The organism is Streptomyces sp. NPDC001852, from assembly GCF_042891825.1.
Lineage (GTDB): Bacteria > Actinomycetota > Actinomycetes > Streptomycetales > Streptomycetaceae > Streptomyces.
Genome location: NZ_JBIATN010000049.1, coordinates 1 through 20,915 on the forward strand (window position 1 = coordinate 1; position 20,915 = coordinate 20,915).

Consider the following 20,915-nt stretch of genomic DNA (forward strand, 5'->3'; position numbering starts at 1 on the left):
GCTTCCTTCGTACTCACCCTCTCGGGCTTTCCTCCGGGCGCTTCCCTTCGGTGTTTCCGACTCTATCAGATCTTTTCTCGATCCGATTTCCTCGGCGCTTTCCAGGTTCCCGCTCTCGCGTTTCCCTTTCCGGCGGTTCCGACTTTATCAGAAGTTCTTGGCCGGTCAGACCGGCCGCTCATTTCTGAGTAATCGGGAGATACTTCTTGGAGATGTCGTTCTCGACTTCTCTCGAAGCTCGTAGAGTCTAACCCTCGCCGATGAACTTGTCCAGTTCCAGGCAACTGTTCGAATCTACCTCCCCATGCCGCCCGTGTCAACGGGTCTTGCGGGGCGAAGAGGAGAGTAGCAGCTCACAGGCGTGGAACGCACATCAGGCGGCGGTGGGCACGGAGGCGCTGCGGTCCGTCGCTTCGAGATCGCCGGTCTCACCTGCGCGTACCGCGCGGCCGCCCAGGACGTAGACGTAGGTCAGGAACGCCAGCTCGGCCAGGAGGCCGATGCCGATGCGGGCCCAGGTGGGCAGGCCGGACGGGGTGACGAAGCCTTCGATGGCGCCGGAGACGAAAAGCACCAGGGCGAGTCCGATCGCCATGCCGATGGCCGCACGCCCCTCCTCGGCGAGAGCCGTGCGACGACTGCGGGGGCCGGGGTCTATCAGGGTCCAGCCCAGGCGCAGACCCGTACCCGCGGCGACGAAGACCGCGGTCAGTTCGAGCAGCCCGTGCGGAAGAACCAGTCCCAGGAATGTGTCGAGTCGGCCGGCGGAGGACATCAGGCCGAAGCCGACGCCCAGGTTGAGCATGTTCTCGAAGAGGATCCAGAGGACAGGCAGGCCCAGGAAGACGCCCAGGACCAGGCACATCGCGGCGGCCTGGGCGTTGTTCGTCCACACCTGGGCGGCGAAGGCGGCCGCGGGATGGCTGGAGTAGTACGTCTCGTACTCACCGCCGGGGCGGGTCAGCTGGCGCAGCTGGCCGGGCGCCGCGATCGACGACTGTACGTCCGGGTGGGTACCGATCCACCAGCCCAGAAGAATCGCGATGGCCGTGGAGAGGAGTGCTGTGGGTACCCACCAGTGCCGAGCCCTGTAGACGGCGGCCGGGAAACCCTGCCCCAGGAAGCGCGTGACGTCACGCCACGAGGCACGGCGGGTGCCGGTGACGGCGCTACGCGCGCGTGCCACCAGCTGGCTGAGCCGCCCTGTCAGCTGCGGGTCCGGGGCGCTGGACTGGATGAGGGACAGATGGGTGGCGGTGCGCTGGTAGAGGGCGACGAGTTCATCGGCCTCGGCGCCGTTGAGGCGGCGCCGACGGCGGAGCAGGGCATCGAGGCGGTCCCATTCGGGTCGGTGCACGGAGACGAAGACGTCCAGGTCCATCGGGTCTGCCTGCTCCTCGGCTGGTCGTCGACTGCTCGTCGTGGATGCTCTCGATCGCGGTCAGATAGTCGCACCGGGGTGCGATGTGCCCACAGCTTGGCAGACTTGCGCTTCCGGGGGGCAGATCAGGGAAGGACGGCGGGCGTGAGTGAGCTGGTGACGGGCGAGGCGGTGGCGCTCGAACTGCGGCCGGCAAGGCTGCCGAGCAGGGCGCTGGCCGTGTTGCTCGACCTCGTGGTGGCCGTGGTCGCGTACGTCGTCGTCACCATCGCGGTGGTGGTGACGACCGCCTCGCTGGACGAGGCCGCACAGGTGGCACTGTCGATCGCGACGTTTCTGCTGGTGCTGGTCGGCGGGCCGATCGCGGTGGAGACGCTCAGCCACGGCCGTTCGCTGGGGAAGCTGGCCTTCGGGCTCCGCGTGGTACGGGACGACGGTGGGCCGATCCGGTTCCGGCACGCGCTGGTGCGTGGCGCGGTCGGCGTGGTCGAGATCCTGCTGACGTTCGGCGTGGTCGCCTGTATCGCGTCGCTGGTGTCGGCGCGGGGCCGGCGGCTCGGTGACGTGTTCGCGGGCACCCTGGTCGTGCGTGAGCGAATACCCGCCGGTCGGGCCGGCTTCGTGCCGCCGCCGCCGCCATGGCTGGCGGGGCGGTTCGCCGAGCTGGACCTGTCGGCGGTGCCGGACGGACTGTGGCTGGCGGTTCGGCAGTACCTGACCCGGATGGGGCAGCTCGATCCGCAGGTCTCGGTGGGGATGGCCCAGCGGCTCGCGGCCGACCTGGCGGCGCGGACGGGTGCCTCTGTGCCACGGGATCTTCCGGCGGCCGCATTCCTGGCGGCTGTGGTGCACGAGCGGCAGGCGCGCGAGGCCCGGCAGGCGTTCGGCGCCGCTGGATTCTCCCCACAGATGGCCGCGCCCGGCGCACCGGCCGCTCATCAGCCACCCGCTCCTGTCCATTCACCCGCCGACGCTCAGCCGCCGCAGGCTCCGTTTCCGCCGTCAGCCGTACCTCTTCGGCCGTCAGCCGTGCCTACGCGGAACGAGCCTCCGGCGGACCGACCGGCCACCGGTTTCGCTCCGCCGGAGTAATGACGAGACCGCCCGATACCGTTCCAGCGTCCTCGCCGGTCCCCGGTCCGGCCTTCTTCCGACGTTTCCGGCGGCTTCCCGGTCTGCGTGTTCAGCCGAACCTCGACGGCGGTGACTGGAGGTCCTCCAGCTCGATCCCGGGTGCGGCCAGCACGACGTCCCCCGCGATGTGAACGGTGTGCCGCTCACCGGTGTCCAGGGCTGTGACCTGGTACTCGTCCACGGTCAGGGGGCCGTTGTCAGTGGCGTGTGCTTCGCTGTTCACCAGAGCCCAGGACTGGTCCACGGTGCGGGGGGCGAGGACCGGGTCCGTGAAGGCGAGCAGGCGTACGCGGGTCGCGTCGGACGAGGGGGTGAGGCGCAGGAGACGGGTGGTGGCGACGAGGAACGCGGGGGAGGTGCCGGTGAAGGCGTGGGCGCGCACACTGCCTTCGGTGGCATGGGTTCCGGTGGGGTCGGTGCGGACCCAGGTGACGCCGTCGAGGGCGGCGCCGCGCACCTGCCAGTCGCCCGCGTGCAGTTCGAGGCGGATGGGGCGGCCGAGGTCGTCCAGGGAGAGGTCGACCGAGCCGCGGTGATCGCCGGCGGGGGTGGTCAGCCGGGAGACATAGCGCCAGCCGGAGGGGCCGGGGGCGCACTGGAAGTGTTCTTCGCCGAGGGGGGTGTGATCGTGCGGATCATGGAGCGAATAGCGGCCGCGGGGCATGGGGGTCCTCGGTCTTCGACGGGCTGACGGTCCGGCCGGGCTGCCGGTTCCGGTCCTCCGGTCCTCCGGGCGGGAGCGAATCGGCCAAACCGGATCGGCCAAAGGGGCAGGCCCCCGGCACGGGGGTGCGGGGGCCTGCCTCGGGGGACCTGCTGCCGGGGAGTGCGGTGGTGCACCGGTGTGCTCCCCGGACGGCGGGACTACGGAATCGCGGGCTCAGTAGCGGTAGTGGTCCGGCTTGTACGGGCCCTCGACCTCCACGCCGATGTACGCGGCCTGCTCCGGGCGCAACGTGGTCAGCTTGACGCCGAGCGCGTCCAGGTGGAGGCGGGCGACCTTCTCGTCGAGGTGCTTGGGCAGCACGTAGACGCCGATCGGGTACTCGTCGGGCTTGGTGAACAGCTCGATCTGGGCCAGCGTCTGGTCCGCGAAGGAGTTGGACATCACGAACGACGGGTGGCCGGTGGCGTTGCCCAGGTTCAGCAGGCGGCCCTCGGACAGCACGATGATCACCTTGCCGTCGGGGAACGTCCAGGTGTGGACCTGCGGCTTGACCTCGTCCTTGACGATGCCGGGGATCTTGGCGAGGCCGGCCATGTCGATCTCGTTGTCGAAGTGACCGATGTTGCCGACGATCGCCTGGTGCTTCATCTTCGCCATGTCCGACGCAAGGATGATGTCCTTGTTGCCGGTGGTGGTGATGAAGATGTCGGCGGTCTCCACGACCTCGTCCAGGGTGGTGACCTGGTAGCCGTCCATCGCCGCCTGCAGTGCGCAGATGGGGTCGATCTCCGTGATGATCACGCGGGCGCCCTGGCCGCGCAGGGACTCGGCGCAGCCCTTGCCCACGTCGCCGTAGCCGCAGACGACGGCGGTCTTGCCGCCGATCAGCACGTCGGTGGCGCGGTTGATGCCGTCGACCAGGGAGTGGCGGCAGCCGTACTTGTTGTCGAACTTCGACTTGGTGACGGCGTCGTTGACGTTGATCGCCGGGAAGAGGAGGACGCCGTCGCGCTGCATCTCGTACAGGCGGTGGACACCGGTGGTGGTCTCCTCGGTGACGCCGCGGATCTCGGAGGACAGCTGGGTCCACTTCTGGGGGTTCTCGCCCAGGGTGCGGTGCAGCAGCTGGAGGATGACGCGGTGCTCGTCGGACTCGGCGGTGTCCAGGGCGGGGACCTCGCCGGCCTTCTCGTACTCGACGCCCTTGTGGACGAGGAGGGTGGCGTCGCCACCGTCGTCCAGGATCATGTTCGGGCCGCCGGTGGGGCTGTCCGGCCAGGTCAGCGCCTGCTCGGTGCACCACCAGTACTCTTCCAGGGTCTCGCCCTTCCAGGCGAAGACCGGGACGCCCTGCGGGTTGTCCGGCGTGCCGTTCGGGCCGACGGCGATGGCGGCGGCGGCGTGGTCCTGGGTGGAGAAGATGTTGCAGGAGGCCCAGCGGACGCGGGCGCCGAGGGCGACCAGGGTCTCGATGAGCACGGCGGTCTGCACGGTCATGTGCAGGGAGCCGGTGACGCGGGCGCCGGCCAGGGGCTGCGCCTCGGCGTACTCCCTGCGGATCGCCATCAGGCCGGGCATCTCGTGCTCGGCGAGGGTGATCTCCTTGCGGCCGAACTCGGCCAGCGAGAGGTCGGCGACCTTGAAGTCCTGTCGGTTGTCGACAGTCGTCATTACGAGCTGCTCCTCGGAATCGGGTCGAGGTTGGGTACGGCTGGTCTGCGCGGCGGCGGACACAGGGGTGTGTCCGAGAAGAGGACACAGGCATGCCCACGTACGCGCAGCGCAGTCCGTCGGAGGCCCTCTCTCCCTCGGTCGGTCCGCTCGGGACCGCCCGACCGCCATCAGCAGCGACGTCTGGCTCCGTCCCAAGCTACACCGGACGGCCCGGTCGGCCCCAGTCCGCCTCCGCACGGTTCGAGCCGTGGGTGAGGCGGTTTCGAAGCGCGGCGCGGGGGGCAGGAGCCGCGCCGGCGCAGGTGCGGAGACCGCGGAACGGAAAGCCACAGACGTGGTGAACCGGGGCTTTCGCACCTTGGGCCGGGGCCGGGTGGTGCGGGATGCCGGGGAGACCGAGCCGCTCGGTCCCGCTCGCGGGGTGTCCGGGACGGTGCCTCGTACGACGACGGTGTGAGGAGACAGACGTGACCAGTCCGGACGGCCCTCCCTCCACGGGTGGCCTCGATGACGAACGGCGGCAGGTGAGGCTGCTGGCCGTGACCGCCTGCCCGACAGGCATCGCGCACACGTACATGGCGGCGGAGAAGCTCGCGCAGGCGGCGGCGGGTCGCGGCATCGAGATGAAGGTGGAGACCCAGGGATCCATCGGGGCCGAGAACGTCCTCGATGACAACGATGTCAGCAGTGCTGACGGGATCATCGTCGCCGCCGACAAGGACGTCGACCTGAGCCGTTTCGCCGGCAAGCGGGTGCTGACGGTCGGGGTCGCCGAGGGCATCCACCATCCCGAGCAACTGATCGAGCGGGTCCGGTCGGCGCCCGTGCACGCGCCGGGCGGGGCCGCGGGCGGATCGGCGGCGGTGGCCTCCGGTGGCGGCAGGGAGCGGGGGCCGGTGTACAAGGCGCTGATGAACGGGGTGTCGTACATGATCCCGTTCGTGGTCGTGGGCGGTCTGCTGATCGCGGTTTCGCTCGCGCTCGGGGGCCATGCCACGTCCAAGGGCTATGTGATCCCGGACGGCACCTTCTGGGCCCATGTCAACGCGATCGGCGGGATCGGCTTCCAGTTGATGATCGCGATCCTGTCCGGCTACATCGCCTACGCGATCGCCGACCGGCCCGCGCTGGTGCCGGGCATGATCGGCGGCTGGATCGCCAACACGGGAGCGCTGTACGACTCCAAGGCGGGCGCGGGATTCATCGGGGCGATCGTGACCGGGTTCCTCGCCGGGTATCTCGTGCTGTGGATCAAGAAGCTCCGGGTGCCGAAGTCCGTGCAGCCGATCATGCCGATCATCGTGATCCCGATCGTCGCCACGACGGTGCTCGGGCTGTTTTTCATCTACGTCATCGGCAAACCGATCTCCTGGGTGTTCGAGCATCTGACGAGCTGGCTCGGCGGGATGACGGGGACGAGCGCGATCCTGCTCGGCGCGATTCTCGGGCTGATGATCGCGTTCGACATGGGCGGGCCGGTGAACAAGACGGCGTTCCTGTTCGGGGCCGGGCTCATTGCGAGCGGCAACGAAGCGGTGATGGGCATGTGCGCGGCCGCGATTCCGGTGATGCCGCTCGGACAGGGGCTGGCCACGCTGATCCGACGGCGGCTGTACACCGGGCAGGAGCGGGAGACGGGGCTCGCGGCGCTGTTCATGGGGTGCTTCGGCATCTCGGAGGGGGCGATTCCGTTCGCGGCGGCGCGGCCTGCGCAGGTGATTCCGGCGAACATGCTGGGTGGGGCGGTTGCCGGGGCGGTTGCCGGGCTGGCCGGGGTGAAGGATGCGGTGCCGCATGGGGGGCCGATTGTGGCGGTGCTGGGTGCGGTGAGTGGGGTGCCGATGTTCTTTGTTGCCGTGGTTGTCGGGGCGGTGGTGACTGCGTTGGTGACCGTGGCGTTGGTTGATGTGCGTGGGGTTTGGGGGCGCGTGGGGGCGGTTGGTGTGGGTTCGGGGGCGGGGGCGTTGTCGGGTGCGGGTTCGGGCTCGGGGGTGGTGGGGATCGGGTTCGGGTGGCGTCGGCGAGGCGTGTCGATGAAGGCCGCCGACACCAGGCCTGCCGCATCCGGAGCGGGGGCGGCGGGTGGCGCCGGCGAGGCGGATTCCCCGTCGGGGGTTGTGTCGGTGGGGGCTGCCGTGTCCGACGGGAGGTCGGTTGGCGTGCCTGGGCAGGGTGGGGCAGGGGCTTCCGTGGTCGGTGCCGAGGGTGTGGTCTCGGGGGGCTCGGGTCGGGTGGGCGCCGTCGGGGATTGCGCGGACGCTGGACAGCCGGAGGAGGCCCGGGGCGCCGATCGGGTTGAAGACCCCGCGGTTGAGGGCGTGTTGTGCGGGTATCTCGGTGAGCCGACCGTGAAGGGGGCTCTCCGGGCGGTGGAGAAGGAGGCCGCTGTCCGGGAGATGGCGGAGTTGCTCGCGCGGGGCGGTCGGGTCTCCGATGTGGACGAGCTGGTGGCAACCGCGCTGCGCCGTGAGGAACAGGGGACGACCGGACTCGGTGAGGAGATCGCGATCCCGCACGCCAAGACGGACGCGGTGACCGCGCCGATCGTCGGCTTCGCGCGGTCCGCCGAGGGGATCGAATGGGGTTCGCTGGACGGTACGAAGGCCCGGCTGATCTTCATGATCGCCGTACCGGAGGCGGCAGCGGGCGACGAACATCTGCGGATCCTCGCACTGCTCTCCCGCAAGCTGATGGATCCCGGTTTCCGCGAGCGGCTGCTCGCGGCACCGGACGAGTCCGCTGTACTCGACGTGCTCGGGCAGGTCGGGTGAGGAGGGGGAGCTGGGCGAGCTGAGGGGGTCGTCTTCTTCGGTCCGGACTCGCGCCCCATCTCCGCCCTGCCGACACACCCCGCAGGCCTGCAGACACACCCCCGGACCGCTGCCCCCGCTCCCGGCACCCACCCGCACCCGTACAGCAAAGGTGCCCGCCGCACAGCCCGTTCGCAGAAGGGCGCTATTCTCCGCGCCTCGGATGGGCGCTCGGGGAGGGTGGGACGTGGTGGGTCGAGGGCGGGGGCTGGGGGTTTCGGCGCTCGTGATCGGGGTGCTGGGGCTGGTGCTGGCGGTCGGGGGCTTTGCCTGGCTGCGGGACGCGTACGGGGTCTCCACCGTGGGTGGCAGCAGCATGAGGCCGACGTACGGACAGGGTGACCGGGTCGTCTGGGAGCGCGCCGGCGGGAAGGAGGTGCGGCGCGGTGACGTCGTGCTGTTCACGCCGCCGGAGTCCTACGGATTCGACGGGCCCCTGATGAAGCGGGTCGTCGGCGTGGGCGGGGATCGCGTGCGGTGCTGCACGCTCGTTGGTTCGCGGGAGCGGGTGACCGTGAACGGGCAGCCGGTCGAGGAGCCGTATGTGTACGGCGGCGACGCCGACGGCGCGCACCAGCCGTACGACGTGAAGGTCCCGGAGGGGCGGTTGTTCCTCCTGGGCGACTACCGCGCGAACTCCAACGACTCGCGGTTCCACCTCGGCGAGCAGGGCGGGACGGTCTCCGAGAACGCTGTGCTGGGCCGGGTGACGGATGACCGAGGGGTACCCGCGCTGCTGGTGACGACCGTGCTGCTCGGGGGCGTACTGCTGCTCGTCGGCGTCGGCCTGGGCATCGGTTTCCTCGCCGTACGGCGGCGGAAGGTGGCGGCGATGCCGCAGATGCCCTGGCCGGTGCGGCCGAGCGGGGGCTGAGGCTGAGCTCCCGTCTCAGTGGCCGGCGGCGTGCGGGTTCGGGCCGCCGGGGGTGGCCTCCGGGTCCGGGCCCTTGGCCGCCTCGGTCTCGCTGTAGATGTCCGGTTCGAGGTAGATGACACGGGCGATGGGGACGGCGGCGCGGATGCGGGCTTCGGCAGCGTTGATGGCGTTCGCGACCTCGGCGGCCGTGTCGTCGTGCTGCACGGCGATCTTGGCGGCGACCAGCAGTTCCTCGGGACCGAGGTGGAGCGTGCGCATGTGGATGACGCCGGTGACCGCGTCGCCGTCGACCGTCGCCTCCTCGATCTTCTTGATCACGTCCGGGCCCGCCGCCTCGCCGAGCAGCAGTGACTTGGTCTCGGCGGCCAGGACCAGGGCGATCAGGACGAGCAGCACGCCGATGCAGACGGTGCCGATGCCGTCCCAGACGCCGTCACCGGTGAGGACCGCGAGACCGACGCCGAGCAGGGCGAGGACCAGGCCGATGAGCGCGCCGAAGTCCTCCAGCAGGACCACCGGCAGCTCGGGGGCCTTGGCGCGGCGGATGAACTGGGCCCAGGACAGGTTGCCGCGCAGCTCGCTGGACTCCTTGATGGCCGTGCGGAAGGAGAATCCCTCGGCGATGACCGCGAAGATCAGGACGCCCACCGGCCAGTACCAGTGCTCCACTGCGTGGGGGTGGCTGATCTTCTCGTAGCCCTCGTAGATGGCGAACATGCCACCGACGGAGAACAGGATGATCGAGACCAGGAAGGCGTAGATGAAGCGCTCGCGGCCGTAGCCGAAGGGGTGCTGCGGGGTGGCCTCGCGCTGGGCCTTCTTGCCGCCGATGAGCAGCAGGAACTGGTTGCCGGAGTCGGCGAGCGAGTGGACACCCTCGGCGAGCATCGAGGAGGAGCCGCTGAACGCGAACGCCACGAACTTGGATGCCGCGATCGCGAGGTTGGCGCCGAGTGCCGCCACGATCGCCTTCGTACCGCCTGACGCGCTCATGTGTCCGCGTTGTCCCTTCGACCTTGTCGTCGGCCTGGTGCGGCGCCTTCGTACGGCCACGCCGCCCGGGCGTGTCCCGGCTTTGCCCGGCCTTTGCCGGTGGGCCATTCTTGCAGCCCGGCCGGGCGCCGCCGCGTCAGGTATCCACAACCTCGGTCATACGATCACAGGGTCACACGATCACAGTGGCGCGGAAGACCGTGCCCGGGCCCGAGACCTGCGCCGTCTCGCCCGCCGGGACGAAGACCGACTGCCCCGGGCTCAGTTCGTGCTCGCCGGCGCGGACGGAACCGGCCGTGCAGAGCAGGATCTGCGGGGTGTCGAGGGTGAGGTCGCGGGCCGCGGCGCCCTCGGGGAGGACGTACCGGGAGAGGCGGAACTCGTCGATCGGCGTCTCGTAGACCTCCTCGCCGGCCGGGGACGCCTCGGGGCGCAGTACGCCCGGGTCGCCCGCCTCGAAGCGGACGACGCGCAGGAGTTCGGGGACGTCGACGTGCTTGGGGGTCAGGCCGCAGCGCAGGACGTTGTCCGAGTTGGCCATGATCTCGACGCCGAGGCCGTTCAGGTACGCGTGCGGGATGCCGGCGCCGAGGAACAGGGCCTCGCCGGGCTGCAGGCGCACGTGGTTGAGCAGCATCGCCGCGATGACGCCGGGGTCGCCCGGGTAGTGCTGGGCGAGCTCGGCGTAGGGGGCGTGCTCGCCGCCGAGGCGGGCGCAGGCGGCGCTTGCCTCGGCGACCGTGTGCGCCATCTCCTGCGGGTCGGCGGTGAGGATCGCGGTGAGCACCTCGCGCAGGGCCGCGTCCTCGGGTCGGGCGTGCAGCAGGTCGACGTACGGCTTGAGGGAGGTGACGCCGAGCGCGTCGAGCAGTTCGGCGGACCGGACCGGGTCGCGGAAGCCGCACAGGCCGTCGAACTCGGTGAGCGCGCAGATCAGTTCGGGCTTGTGGTTGGCGTCCTTGTAGTTGCGGTGCGGGGCGTCGACCGGGATGGCACGGCGCTCCTCGTCGGCGTAACCCTCCTTCGCCTGCTCCAGGTTGGGGTGCACCTGGAGGGAGAGGGGCGCGCCGGCCGCGAGGATCTTGAGCAGGAAGGGCAGGCGCGGGCCGAACTTCGCCACGGCCGCCTTGCCCAGTTCGCGCTCCGGGTCGGCGTCGATGACGTCGACGAGCGTCCCGCGCGCGGTGCGCGAGGGGGCTCCCGGGTGCGCGCCCATCCACATCTCCGCCTGGGGTTCACCGGTCGGCTCGACGCCGAGGAGGTGCGGGATGGCGGTGGGGGAACCCCAGGCGTAGGGGCGGACGGTGTTGTCGAGGCGGTCCATGTGTCTTCTCTGTCTCCGTACGTACGGCTGGCGGGCCGGTGCCGGTGCTGATGCCGGTCACCGGCTGCGGGTTGCCGTGCTGATGGTGGGCGCGGGGGTTCCGGCCCGTAGCCAGATCAGGCCCTCGAAGCGAGCGCCAGGTAAACAGCGGCGAAATCCGTGACGGCGATCAGTTCCGCGAGCGTCTCCAGTTCGCCGCCTTCTTCCGGTTCGAGCTCGCTGATCGGCGTGTCGTGGCTCAGGGCCAGGTCACGGGCGGCGGGGGCGGCCGTGAGGCCGCTGATCGGGCGGTCGCGGAGCAGCACCACGCGCGCGTGCAGCGCGGGCGGCTCCTCGACGCGGTCGCGGAAGAAGTCTTCGGGGTCGGCGCTGGCGGCCAACGGGCCGGCCAGTAGGGCGCTGTGCGCGGAGAGCGCCTCCGGGAGCTCGGCGACGAGGGCGGGCCGGCCGGCGAGTTCGGCGAGGGCGGCGGTGAAACGGCGGCCGGCCGGGCCCGCCGAGGACCCTTCCGTCCACAGCACGGGCAGCGCGTCGGCCAGTTCGGCGGCGAGGGTCTTCGCCGGGTTGCTGTAGGTCGCGATGGCGGGGCCGCAGCGCTCGGCGATGTGGTCGAGTCGGTCGGCGACCTTCTCCAGGATGTCCGGCGGGGCGCTGATCAGCCCGACCCGGTCCAGCAGCGCCACCAGCGGGGTGAGCAGCGCCCAGAAGACGCCCGGGGAGGACGCGGCGAGCGGTTCCTCCTGGTCGTACGGCGCCGTCGCCATCGGTACGAACAGGCCGTGGGCGCCGGTGACCGCCTCGGCGAGCGGGGTGCGGGCCGGGGCCACGGCCACGACCGAGACACCGCGGCGGTAGGCCTGGTCGGTGAGGAGGGACAGGCTCGGTTCGGTGCCGTCGGGTGTGGCGATCAGCAGCAGGTCCACGGAGCCGGCCCAGCCGGGGAGCTCCCAGCGCAGGGCGCCCGCGGCCGGGGCCACGCCGGTCGGGGCCAGGCGGACCACGGGGCTGCCGACGCCGGCCAGGGTGCCGAGGAGGTCGGCGGTGTGGGTGGCGGCGGCGCCGGGGCCGGCGATGAGGACGGCGCGGGGGCGGCCGTCGGGCTTGAGATCGCCGACGCCGGCCTCCGCGGCGTGCCGTGCGGCGGTGCGGACGCGGGCACCGGCCTCGGCGGCGCCGCGCAGCAGGCCTCGGCGGTCGGCCTCGGCGAGGCCCTCCGGGGTGTCGAGCAGCGATTCGTCCAGCATGGGCGGTTGCCTCCGATCGCCGGGGGTCCTGTGCGGGTTGTCTACCGGGTTGGCTACGACGTCGAGGGCGTCGTCAGTCGGGGCGGCGGGCCTCGTCCACGAGCAGGACCGGGATGCCGTCGCGGACGGGGTAGGCGAGGCCGCAGTCCTGGCTCGTGCAGATCAGCTCGGTGTCCTGCTCCTTCAGGGGAGCGTGGCAGGCCGGGCAGGCGAGGATCTCCAGGAGGCCGGCTTCGAGCGGCATGGGGTGTCCCTTCGGGGGCGTTGTTCGTGACTGTGGACGTGCCTGGTCAGCGTACCGCTGGTGGGCGTGCTGAGCTGGGCTGTCGGCACCGTCCAGGGGGCTCGAGCCCCCTGGACCCCCGGCCCCTCGGCGCCGGGGTTTCAGGCCCTGATGATCGCCAGTGCCTCGTCGCGGATCTTCGTCATCGTCGCCTCGTCCTTCGCCTCCGCGTTCAGGCGGAGCAGCGGCTCGGTGTTGGAGGGGCGGACGTTGAACCACCAGTCGGCGGCGGCGACCGTGAGGCCGTCGAGGTCGTCCAGGGTGACGTCGGCGCGGTGCTCGTACGCGGAGCGGATCGCGGCGAGGCGGGCGGACTGGTCGGCGACGGTGGAGTTGATCTCGCCGGAGCCGGTGTAGCGGTCGTACTGGGCGACGAGGCCGGACAGCGGGCCTTCCTGGCCGCCGAGGGCGGCGAGGACGTGCAGGGCGGCCAGCATGCCCGTGTCGGCGTTCCAGAAGTCCTTGAAGTAGTAGTGCGCGGAGTGCTCGCCGCCGAAGATCGCGCCGGTGCGGGCCATCTCGGCCTTGATGAAGGAGTGGCCGACGCGGGTGCGGACCGGGGAGCCGCCGTTCTCCTTCACGACCTCGGGGACGGTGCGGGACGTGATCAGGTTGTGGATGATCGTGCCCCTGCCGCCGTTGCGGGCGAGTTCGCGGGCGGCGACCAGGGCGGTGATCGCGGACGGGGAGACCGGGTCGCCGTTCTCGTCCACGACGAAGCAGCGGTCGGCGTCGCCGTCGAAGGCGATGCCGAGGTCGGCGCCCTCCTCCGGGACCCGCTTCTGCAGGTCCACGAGGTTGGCCGGGTCGAGCGGGTTGGCCTCGTGGTTCGGGAAGGTGCCGTCCAGTTCGAAGTACATCGGGACGAGGGTCAGGGGCAGGCCGGCGAAGACCGAGGGGACCGTGTGGCCGCCCATGCCGTTGCCGGCGTCGACCACGACCTTCAGCGGGCGGATGGAGGTCAGGTCGACCAGGGAGCGCAGGTGCGCCGCGTAGTCCTCCAACGTCTCACGGGTCGTCAGGGTTCCCGGCTCGGCCACCGGTTCCGGCGCGCCCGACTCCAGCCAGCGCTCGACCAGTTCGCGGATCTGCGCGAGGCCGGTGTCCTGACCGACCGGGGCGGCGCCCGCGCGGCACAGCTTGATGCCGTTGTACTGGGCCGGGTTGTGGGAGGCGGTGAACATGGCGCCCGGCAGGTTCAGCGCGCCCGAGGCGTAGTACAGCTGGTCGGTGGAGCACAGCCCGATCTCGGTGACGTCCACGCCGCGGTCCGCCGCGCCGCGCGCGAAGGCGCGGGTGAGGCCGGGGGACGAGGGCCGCATGTCGTGGCCGACGACGATGGCCGCCGCACCCGTCACCTCCGCGAAGGCGGCGCCGAAGAGCCCGGCCAGTGACTCGTCCCACTGGTCCGGAACCACTCCACGTACGTCGTACGCCTTCACGATCTGCGACAGATCTGCAGTCACGGCCAACCCTCCTGAAAGTCCTATGGGTGCCCACAAACTACCCGCCGGGGGTAAGGGAGAGGTGTGCGGACACCGAGTGGACGCCCAGTCGTGACCGGGGTGGGATGGGCGCGCCGGCTTGACGGCCTCTGGGCGGGCTCAGTTGTCCGGGGAGCGCAGCACGCGCAGGTGGCCGCGGCGGGCGACCTCCATGGGGTCCGCGGTACGGGCTCCGCCGCCACCCGCCTCGACCGCGCGCTCCTGGGGGCGGGCCGCCTCGCGCACGGCGTTCGCAAGCGCTTCCAGGTCGTCTCCGCTGGGCCGCGCGGGGGCGGAGCCGTCGAGGAGGCGGACGACCTCCCAGCCACGGGGGGCCGTGAGGCGTTCGGAGTGCTCGGCGCACAGGTCGTAACAGTGCGGCTCGGCGTAGGTGGCGAGCGGGCCGAGGACCGCGGTCGAGTCGGCGTAGACGTACGTCAGCGTCGCGACGGCGGGTCGGCCGCAAGCGGTGCGCGAACAGCGACGTACAGGGCTCACGACGTTGGACGGTACCGCACTCTTGAGCGGGCCGCGACGACTCTCCACCAGGTCACTCCACCGTGTCGTGCTGTGAAACGCCCCACACACCCCTTCGGGGAGGCCCTGTTGACCTGCGTGGACGGGTTCTCGGCGGGTTCCGGGCGGGATTCGATACGGTCATGGGTCGGTACAAACAGTGTCAATTGCCTTGAGTTCGGCGGTCTTGGAGGGTTACGGAAACGAGCCAGACGTTGGCCGGAATGGTCAACCTGCGACACGAAGGCGGAGAGGGCCGATCGGAGTCGAACGGGGCCGATCGGGGGCGGGCCGATCGGCGGCGCCGTGATCGGCCGAGGAGGGGGCCGTGGCCGGCGGTGGACGAGCCTCGTGGCCGGCTCATGATCGGCCGGGGAGGCACCCGCCGGGCGGGCGTGGCCGGGCGGGGTGGGGCGAGGGGTGCGGTGGGCGGCGGGTTGCCGTGTGGGGCCGGGCGGGTGGAGCGTGCGGGGACTACGCTTCCCCAGTGATGGACAACCGTGTACCGCCCCGTGCCGCCGGCCCCGGGCCCCGTCGCCGTGATCGTCACGGCAGGGGCATGCGGGGGCCGATCGCGCCGCCGCAGGTGCCGCTGGCGGCCAGCCGTGCCGATGTGTTCGCGGACCTGGTGCAGGACTCCGTGGAGCGCCTCGAGCGGCGGTGGCCGCAGCTCGCCGACATCGATTTCCTGGTGCTGGAGGTGCCCCGGCTGGACGTGCGGGGCGAGCAGGTGTGGAGTGACGAGGCCGTGCCGCTGGGCGGGGTCGTTCCCGCGCGGGACGGGCGGCGGGCGCGGGTGGTCGTGTACCGACGGCCGGTGGAGATCCGCACCAAGGGGCGCGATGAGCGGGCCGCGCTGGTGCACGAGGTGGTCGTGGAGCAGGTGGCCGAGTTGCTCGGGCTGACTCCGGAGACGGTGGATCCGCGGTACGGCGAGGACTAGTCCCTGCGGGGGCTCTGCGGGGCCACGGCGGTGTGGGTGCGGTGCGGTGCCGCTGGGTGGGGTCGGTTCGCTTGCCGGCACGGGCGGGGTGCCCCGTGCTGCCGCCGGCCAACGGGGCGTTTCGACTGCCCGCAGCTGTGCGGGCACGGCGGCCGCTGCCGGATGGGCGGCGGCCCTCCTCCGTGGCTGCTCCGGCGGTGCGTTTCAGGCGGGCGGCGGCTGCGCCTCCTCAGGGGCGCGGGTAACTGCGCGAGCGGCCACGGCGGTCCCGCGGCCGCCCACGCACCCGCGGCACGACGGCACCGCGCAACGCCGGCCTCACTTCTGCAGGACGGACAAGTCCTCCGTCGTCGTGGGTACTGCCACCATCCCCCGGTCGTTCGGGAGGGTCTGGATGGTGAAGCCGGGGATTCCGGACTCTGTGGCGGAGAGGGTGCGCGAGGCGTAGACCGGGCCGCCGGAGACGGTTTCGACGGTGAGGGCGTAGGTGCCGTTGAGGCCGGAGGGGACGGGAACGGCCACGTCTTCGGTGGTGCCCGACTTGATCGTGTAGGTCTTCGTCGTCGCCGTGCCGCCCTCGCTGCCCGCCGACGCGGTGACCTTGACCGTGGCGGTGGCGGTGGGCGCGGTCAGGGCGAGGGTCGTGCCCTTGGCGCTGTTGTCGGCCGAGGTCGCGCGCGCGCCGACGGGGGCGGTCGCCGGGATGAAGGCCGTTTCCTGCTTGTCGCCCTTGCCCCGGACCACCCGCAGGGCCGCCACCACCGGGACCGACCGGTCCGTGGGGGTCAGCACGAGGGAGCCCGCCTCGCCGCGGGTCACGGCGCCGAGGTCGGCCGTGGTCGTCATGCCCGACTTCACGTGCAGGGTCTCGTTGCCCGCCGGGGTGATCAGGCCGTCCTGCGAGGCCAGGCGGACCTTCAGGTCGGCGTCGTCACCGCCGGGGGTGAAGGCGATCAGGCGGACGTCGGTGGCGTCCTTCGGGATGCCGGGCAGGACCAGGCTGCCGGCCGGGTCGGCGGACGCGGCCAGCCAGTCGCCGCCCGCCTTGTCGTCCAGGGCCTGCACCGTCGCACCGACCCGGCCGCTGCGCACGCTGACGTGCACGGTCAGGTCGGCCTGCTGTTCGTCGGTGAGGGTGGAGAGGAGGATCGGCTTGCCGGCGTGCGGCGGGACGGTGAGGTTCTCGCCGAGCGTGGACTTGATCGCGCCGTCCTTGCCGTACAGCTCGATGTCGACGACCGCGGCGGAGTCGTCGGGGTTGGTCAGGTGGACGTAGTCCGTGCGGCCGGTGGCGGTGCTGGCGCCCGGGAACCAGAAGTCGGTGTCCGCGGCGGTGCAGCTGACGCCCTGCAGGCCGCGGCCGGTGCCGGCGGCGACCTCGGTGGTCTCCTGGACGGTCCAGCCGGGCGCGAACTGCCCGTCGGCGGTGCCGATGAGCGCGGGCGCGTCGGCTCCGGAGGTGTCGCCGGTGACCGGAGTGCCCGGCGCCTTCGGGGTGAGCGCCGGCCCGCCCGCGGTCTTCTTCGCGCCCTTGGACCCCTTGGTGCCCTTGCCGGTCCGGGAGTTGTCCGTGCCGTCCGTCGACTGCCCGTCGGCCGCCTGGAGCTGGGCCTTGCCGCTGCTCCCGGCGCCCGGGGTGACGGGAGTGAACGACGTGTACGAGGTGTCGGCGATGTCCGAGATGCTCGGCGCAGGGCACAGCAGGCTCGTGCGCTGGACCGGCAGGTTCGCGGCCGCCTTGGGGGCGGAGGCGCCGGACGCGGACGGGCCGTCGAACGCGGCGAACGCGGTGACGGCTGCCAGCGCGGTGCCGGCGGCGATCAGGGACAGGGTGGTGCGGTTCACTGCTGGCTCCCGTCGGGGCGCTCGCTGCCGGTGCCATGGGGGTGCTGGTTGGGGTCGTAGCCCTGCTGGGCGGGGTCGTACGCCGGGTTGTAGCCCTGCTGGTAGGCCGTCGGGTCGTACGGCATCTGGTCGGCCGTACCGCCGTAGGCGTACGGGTCGTACTGGCCCTGGCCCGTCTGGTACGGGTCGGCGGCCGGGTACCCCTGCTGGTCGTAGCCGGAGGGCGGGTACGGGACGCCGCTCTGGTACTGGTCGGTTCCGTAGTCGGCGTATCCGGCGTTCGCGTAGGAGGCCTGGTCCCACTCCTCGTAGGACTGCTGGTGGGGTACGGCGGCCGGGGGTTCCTCCGGCAGCGGGGGTGCGACCGGCTGCTCGTCGGTGGCCTGCTCCTCGGCCTGGGCGCGCAGACGGCGGGCGCGGCGGCCCTCGCCCGCGGTGGCCTGGGCGGGCGGCGGCTCCTCCTCGGGCAGGTCGTCGTCGACGTCGCGGCGGCGGCCGGGCAGGGCGAGGACGACGAGGACGACGGCGAGCGCGCCCTGGGCCCACAGCCAGGCGGTGTGGGTGACCGGATCGTCGTAGGTGACGTCCAGCCTGCCGCCGTCGGCGGGCAGTTGGAAGCCCTGGGCCCAGCCGTCGACCGTGGTGCGGGTGAGCGGTTTGCCGTTCAGGGTGGCCGTCCAGCCGCCGGAGGCGGTGTCGGCGAGGCGCAGGACGCGGCCTGCCGGGCCGGCGGGGACGGTGGTGTGGATCTCCACCGGTCCGGCGGTGACCGGCTGGGCCGTGCCCGTGCCGCCGGCGGGGACGATGGCGGCACGGGAGACCTCCTGGTCGACGCGGTACAGGGCGCTGCCGTTCTGCTGGCTGAGCCGGGTCAGGCCGGGGGTGGTGTCGAGGACGCGGGTGATGTCGCGGGGCGCGCCCTTGTGGACGAGGACGTAGCGCACGGCGAAGCCGCCGAGTTGGCCGGCCTGGTCGGCGCCGGAACCGGCGACGAGGTTGGCGACGACCTTGTCCAGCCGGGTGTTCTGGCCGTCGGCGGCGCTGACCTCGGCGTCGCCCATGCGGGCGCCTGAGCCGCGGACCAGGGTGTAGCGCACGCGCGCGGTGGAGTCGCTGTCCAGGATCAGAGTGCGGGCCCGGTCGCCGGTGGTGGAGTCCTCGGCGACGAACGCGGGCACCTGGGTGGGGTCGCGGCGCTCGAGGGGGCCGTCGGCGCCGCGGATCATCCAGCCGGCGGCGACGAGCAACGGGCCCGCGGCCGCGGCGAAGGCGACCAGGGCGGCGACGGGCTGGCGCCAGCCGAAGCTCTGCTCGGCCACACGCGCGCGTGCCCCGTCGGCGCCGAGGGCGGCGGCGGCCAGCAGGGCGATGCCGTAGACGAGGGTGGCGGGTCCGGCCCAGGCGGACCGGTTGGCCAGGACGGCGAAGACGAGGCCGACCAGGGCGATCGCCCATGCGGTGCGGATGCCGAGCTGCCGTTCGGAGCGCAGGAGCGCGGCGAGGGCGGCCAGGACGATGCCGATGAGCATCAGGCCGTGCACGGTGCCGGGGCCGCCGGGGCTGGCGCCGAGCAGGTCGAGCGCGGAGGCGGCCGAGGTGCCGTAGGCCAGGCCGGCTTCCTTGAAGAACCCGGTCGGGAGCAGGGTCAGCGACCAGGGGGCGAGGACCAGCAGCGGGGTGCCGAGCTGGGCGAGGAAGCGCAGGCCGTGGGCGACGAGATCGCCGCGGCGCAGCACGAGCACGCCGATGCCGAGGAGCAGCGCGATGGGCCAGACGATCGGCGTGAAGGCGGTCGTGATGGTGAGCAGCAGCGCGTACGCCCAGGTGGCGCGCCAACTGCCGCGTGCGCCGGAGCGGTTCGCGAGGCCGCTCGCGGCGACGCCCGCGCGTGCGATGAGCGGCAGCAGCACGGCGAGGACGGCGGTGCCGATGCGGCCGCCGGCCAGGGCGCCGGTGGTGGCGGGCAGGAAGGCGTAGGCGACGGCCGCCCAGGCGCGCAGCAGCCGGGAGGTCACCAGGGGCCGGGAGGCGAAGTAGGCGGTGAACCCGGCGAGGGGTACCGAGGCCACGAGCAGGACGGTGACGGCGAGTCCGGTGGAGCCGAACAGGATCGTGGCGAGGGTCGCGACGATCGCGAGGTAGGGCGGGGCGGCCGGGGTACTGCCCGCGCCCACCGGGTGCCAGCTGTCGGCGAATCGGGACCACAGCTCGCCCGCGCCGGCCGGGACGGGCAGCAGGGCACCGCCCGCGAGCGCACCGCCGCCGAGCAGGGCGCGGCAGGCGGCGAGGGAGATGAGCAGCAGGGCGAGGAAGAGCACGGGGCCGGGTTTGCGGGCGATCCGCCTGAGCCGGGCGAACTGCTCGACCTCCAGGAAGTCGGCGTCGTCGCCGCCGGGCCCGGACTCCACGGCGCCGCCGTGCCGTCCGGCCCGGGAGGTGTCGTCGGAACCGCTGGTGAAGTTGGCGGCGAGCTGTTCCACGGTGGCCCGGACGGTGGCGCCGGGCGGCGGGAAGAGCTGGCGGAGCTCGGCCTTGTCCATGCGTGAGGGTCCGCGGCGGCGCCGTGCGGCGAAGATCCGCTCGGGCCGCAGCAGGACGCCCAGCAGGCCGCGGATCTCGTCGACGGCCTGGCCGGGCACCTTGCCGACCAGGTAGGCGACGGTCCGCAGGAGCGTGCCGAGAACGAGCCGCAGGAACGCCCAGGGAAGGGCGGCGCCACGGGTGTTGACGAGCAGGGTGTAGACGGCGCCGGCCTTGTCGACCTTGTGCGGGGAGGCGGCGGTGCGGCCCACGCAGTCGACGGTGCGGCGCTCGCGGGAGGCGGCCTCGGCGTGCCGTACGACGGCGTCGGGGGCGATCAGGACGCGGTGGCCGGCCGCGTGGGCGCGCCAGCACAGGTCGACGTCGTCGCGCATCAGGGGCAGTCGCCGGTCGAAGCCGCCGAGCTGTTCGAAGACGTCGCGGCGGATGAGCATGCCGGCGGTGGAGACGGACAGCACGGTGCGCACGTGGTCGTGCTGGCCCTGGTCCTGTTCGCGGCGGTCCAGGCCGGTCCAGCGGCGGCCGGAGTTGGCGATGGAGACGCCGACCTCCAGCAGCTGCCGGCGGTCGTACCAGCCGCGGAGCTTGGGGCCGACGACCGCCACGTCGTCGCGGCCCAGTTCGAGTTCGTTGTCGACGACGCGCAGCAGTTCGGCGAGGGCGTCGGGGTCGGGGGCGCAGTCGTCGTGCAGCAGCCAGAGCCACTGGACGGGCTCGCCGTGCGGCAGTTCGGGCAGGTCGTAGGCGTCGTCGCGCCAGGTGCGCGTGACCGGGTCCCAGCCGCTGGGGCGCTTGAGGTACGGCAGCTCTTCGGGGGTGAGGAGCGGGGCGGTGCGGCTCGCCTCCTCGACGGCCTGGCCGAAGCCGGTGCGGCGGGCCAGGTGCAGGACGTTCGCGTCGCCGAGGGCGTCGGTGAGCAGCCGGGCGGAGTCGTCCGCGCTGCCGGTGTCGGCGGCGACCGCGTACTGCACGGGGCGCTCCTGGCCGAGCACCCCGGCGAGCGCGTCGGGCAGCCAGCGGGCGCCGTCGTGGGCGACGAGGACCGCCGTCACCACGTGGCGCGGGAACTCGGGAGGGCGGGACGGGTCAAACGCCGCTGGGGCAGCTTGTTCATGGGCTGCCGTATGGCTGTGCACGGACATCGAGGTACGGGCCCCGGTTCGATGGACTGCGGTGGACGCCCGTGCCCTCTCGGGGGT

15 protein-coding genes are annotated in these 20,915 nt (G+C 72.2%); 4 read left to right on the plus strand and 11 right to left on the minus strand.

What is annotated here, in order from left to right:
• Positions 1-373: 373 nt before the first annotated feature.
• Positions 374-1,381, minus strand: a complete 1,008-nt coding sequence (locus ACFYZB_RS43365; protein ID WP_388767385.1) for a stage II sporulation protein M — start codon at positions 1,379-1,381, stop codon at positions 374-376.
• A gap of 144 nt (positions 1,382-1,525) precedes the next feature.
• On the opposite strand from ACFYZB_RS43365, the gene ACFYZB_RS43370 reads away from it, so the two are divergent.
• Complete coding sequence (locus ACFYZB_RS43370; RefSeq protein WP_388767386.1) at positions 1,526-2,473, plus strand: RDD family protein; 948 nt, start codon at positions 1,526-1,528, stop codon at positions 2,471-2,473.
• Between the two features lie 91 nt (positions 2,474-2,564).
• Here the strand turns inward: ACFYZB_RS43370 and ACFYZB_RS43375 are convergent, their stop codons facing one another.
• Both ACFYZB_RS43375 and ahcY read right to left on the minus strand, forming a co-directional pair.
• Entirely contained in the window at positions 2,565-3,179 is a 615-nt protein-coding gene (locus ACFYZB_RS43375) for a hypothetical protein (RefSeq protein ID WP_388767387.1), read from the minus strand.
• Between the two features lie 216 nt (positions 3,180-3,395).
• Complete coding sequence (gene ahcY, locus ACFYZB_RS43380) at positions 3,396-4,853, minus strand: adenosylhomocysteinase (RefSeq protein WP_351216814.1); 1,458 nt, start codon at positions 4,851-4,853, stop codon at positions 3,396-3,398.
• A gap of 470 nt (positions 4,854-5,323) precedes the next feature.
• Here ahcY and ACFYZB_RS43385 point away from each other — a divergent pair, with 470 nt between their 5' ends.
• Positions 5,324-7,627: a fructose-specific PTS transporter subunit EIIC gene (locus ACFYZB_RS43385; protein ID WP_388767388.1), complete on the plus strand. Its 2,304-nt coding sequence runs from the start codon at positions 5,324-5,326 to the stop codon at positions 7,625-7,627.
• Between the two features lie 226 nt (positions 7,628-7,853).
• Positions 7,854-8,540, plus strand: a complete 687-nt coding sequence (gene lepB / locus ACFYZB_RS43390; protein WP_388767389.1) for a signal peptidase I — start codon at positions 7,854-7,856, stop codon at positions 8,538-8,540.
• Positions 8,541-8,555: 15 nt separating this feature from the next.
• Here the strand turns inward: lepB and ACFYZB_RS43395 are convergent, their stop codons facing one another.
• The 6 genes from ACFYZB_RS43395 to ACFYZB_RS43420 form a co-directional block, all read right to left on the minus strand.
• Positions 8,556-9,536 carry a cation diffusion facilitator family transporter gene (locus ACFYZB_RS43395; RefSeq protein ID WP_351216808.1) on the minus strand — a complete coding sequence of 327 codons (981 nt, stop codon included), beginning with the start codon at positions 9,534-9,536 and terminating at the stop codon, positions 8,556-8,558.
• 172 nt (positions 9,537-9,708) lie between these two features.
• Positions 9,709-10,860, minus strand: a complete 1,152-nt coding sequence (manA, locus tag ACFYZB_RS43400; RefSeq protein WP_388767390.1) for a mannose-6-phosphate isomerase, class I — start codon at positions 10,858-10,860, stop codon at positions 9,709-9,711.
• A gap of 116 nt (positions 10,861-10,976) precedes the next feature.
• Entirely contained in the window at positions 10,977-12,104 is a 1,128-nt protein-coding gene (locus ACFYZB_RS43405; RefSeq protein WP_351216804.1) for an SIS domain-containing protein, read from the minus strand.
• Between the two features lie 73 nt (positions 12,105-12,177).
• Complete coding sequence (locus ACFYZB_RS43410) at positions 12,178-12,348, minus strand: Trm112 family protein (RefSeq protein WP_388767391.1); 171 nt, start codon at positions 12,346-12,348, stop codon at positions 12,178-12,180.
• Positions 12,349-12,488: 140 nt separating this feature from the next.
• Positions 12,489-13,853, minus strand: a complete 1,365-nt coding sequence (locus tag ACFYZB_RS43415) for a phosphomannomutase/phosphoglucomutase (protein ID WP_388767393.1) — start codon at positions 13,851-13,853, stop codon at positions 12,489-12,491.
• 138 nt (positions 13,854-13,991) lie between these two features.
• Positions 13,992-14,417 (minus strand): DUF3499 domain-containing protein, encoded by a 426-nt coding sequence (locus ACFYZB_RS43420; protein WP_388767394.1) that lies wholly within the window; start codon positions 14,415-14,417, stop codon positions 13,992-13,994.
• A gap of 460 nt (positions 14,418-14,877) precedes the next feature.
• On the opposite strand from ACFYZB_RS43420, the gene ACFYZB_RS43425 reads away from it, so the two are divergent.
• Positions 14,878-15,330, plus strand: a complete 453-nt coding sequence (locus ACFYZB_RS43425; RefSeq protein ID WP_388767396.1) for a metallopeptidase family protein — start codon at positions 14,878-14,880, stop codon at positions 15,328-15,330.
• A gap of 318 nt (positions 15,331-15,648) precedes the next feature.
• Here ACFYZB_RS43425 and ACFYZB_RS43430 read toward each other — a convergent pair whose 3' ends face one another.
• Positions 15,649-17,175 (minus strand): DUF5719 family protein, encoded by a 1,527-nt coding sequence (locus ACFYZB_RS43430; RefSeq protein WP_388767397.1) that lies wholly within the window; start codon positions 17,173-17,175, stop codon positions 15,649-15,651.
• On the minus strand, positions 17,172-20,858 hold the full coding sequence (locus ACFYZB_RS43435) for a glycosyltransferase (RefSeq protein ID WP_388767398.1): 3,687 nt from the start codon (positions 20,856-20,858) through the stop codon (positions 17,172-17,174). The genes ACFYZB_RS43430 and ACFYZB_RS43435 overlap by 4 nt, the downstream gene beginning before the upstream one ends.
• Between the last annotated feature and the right edge of the window lie 57 nt (positions 20,859-20,915).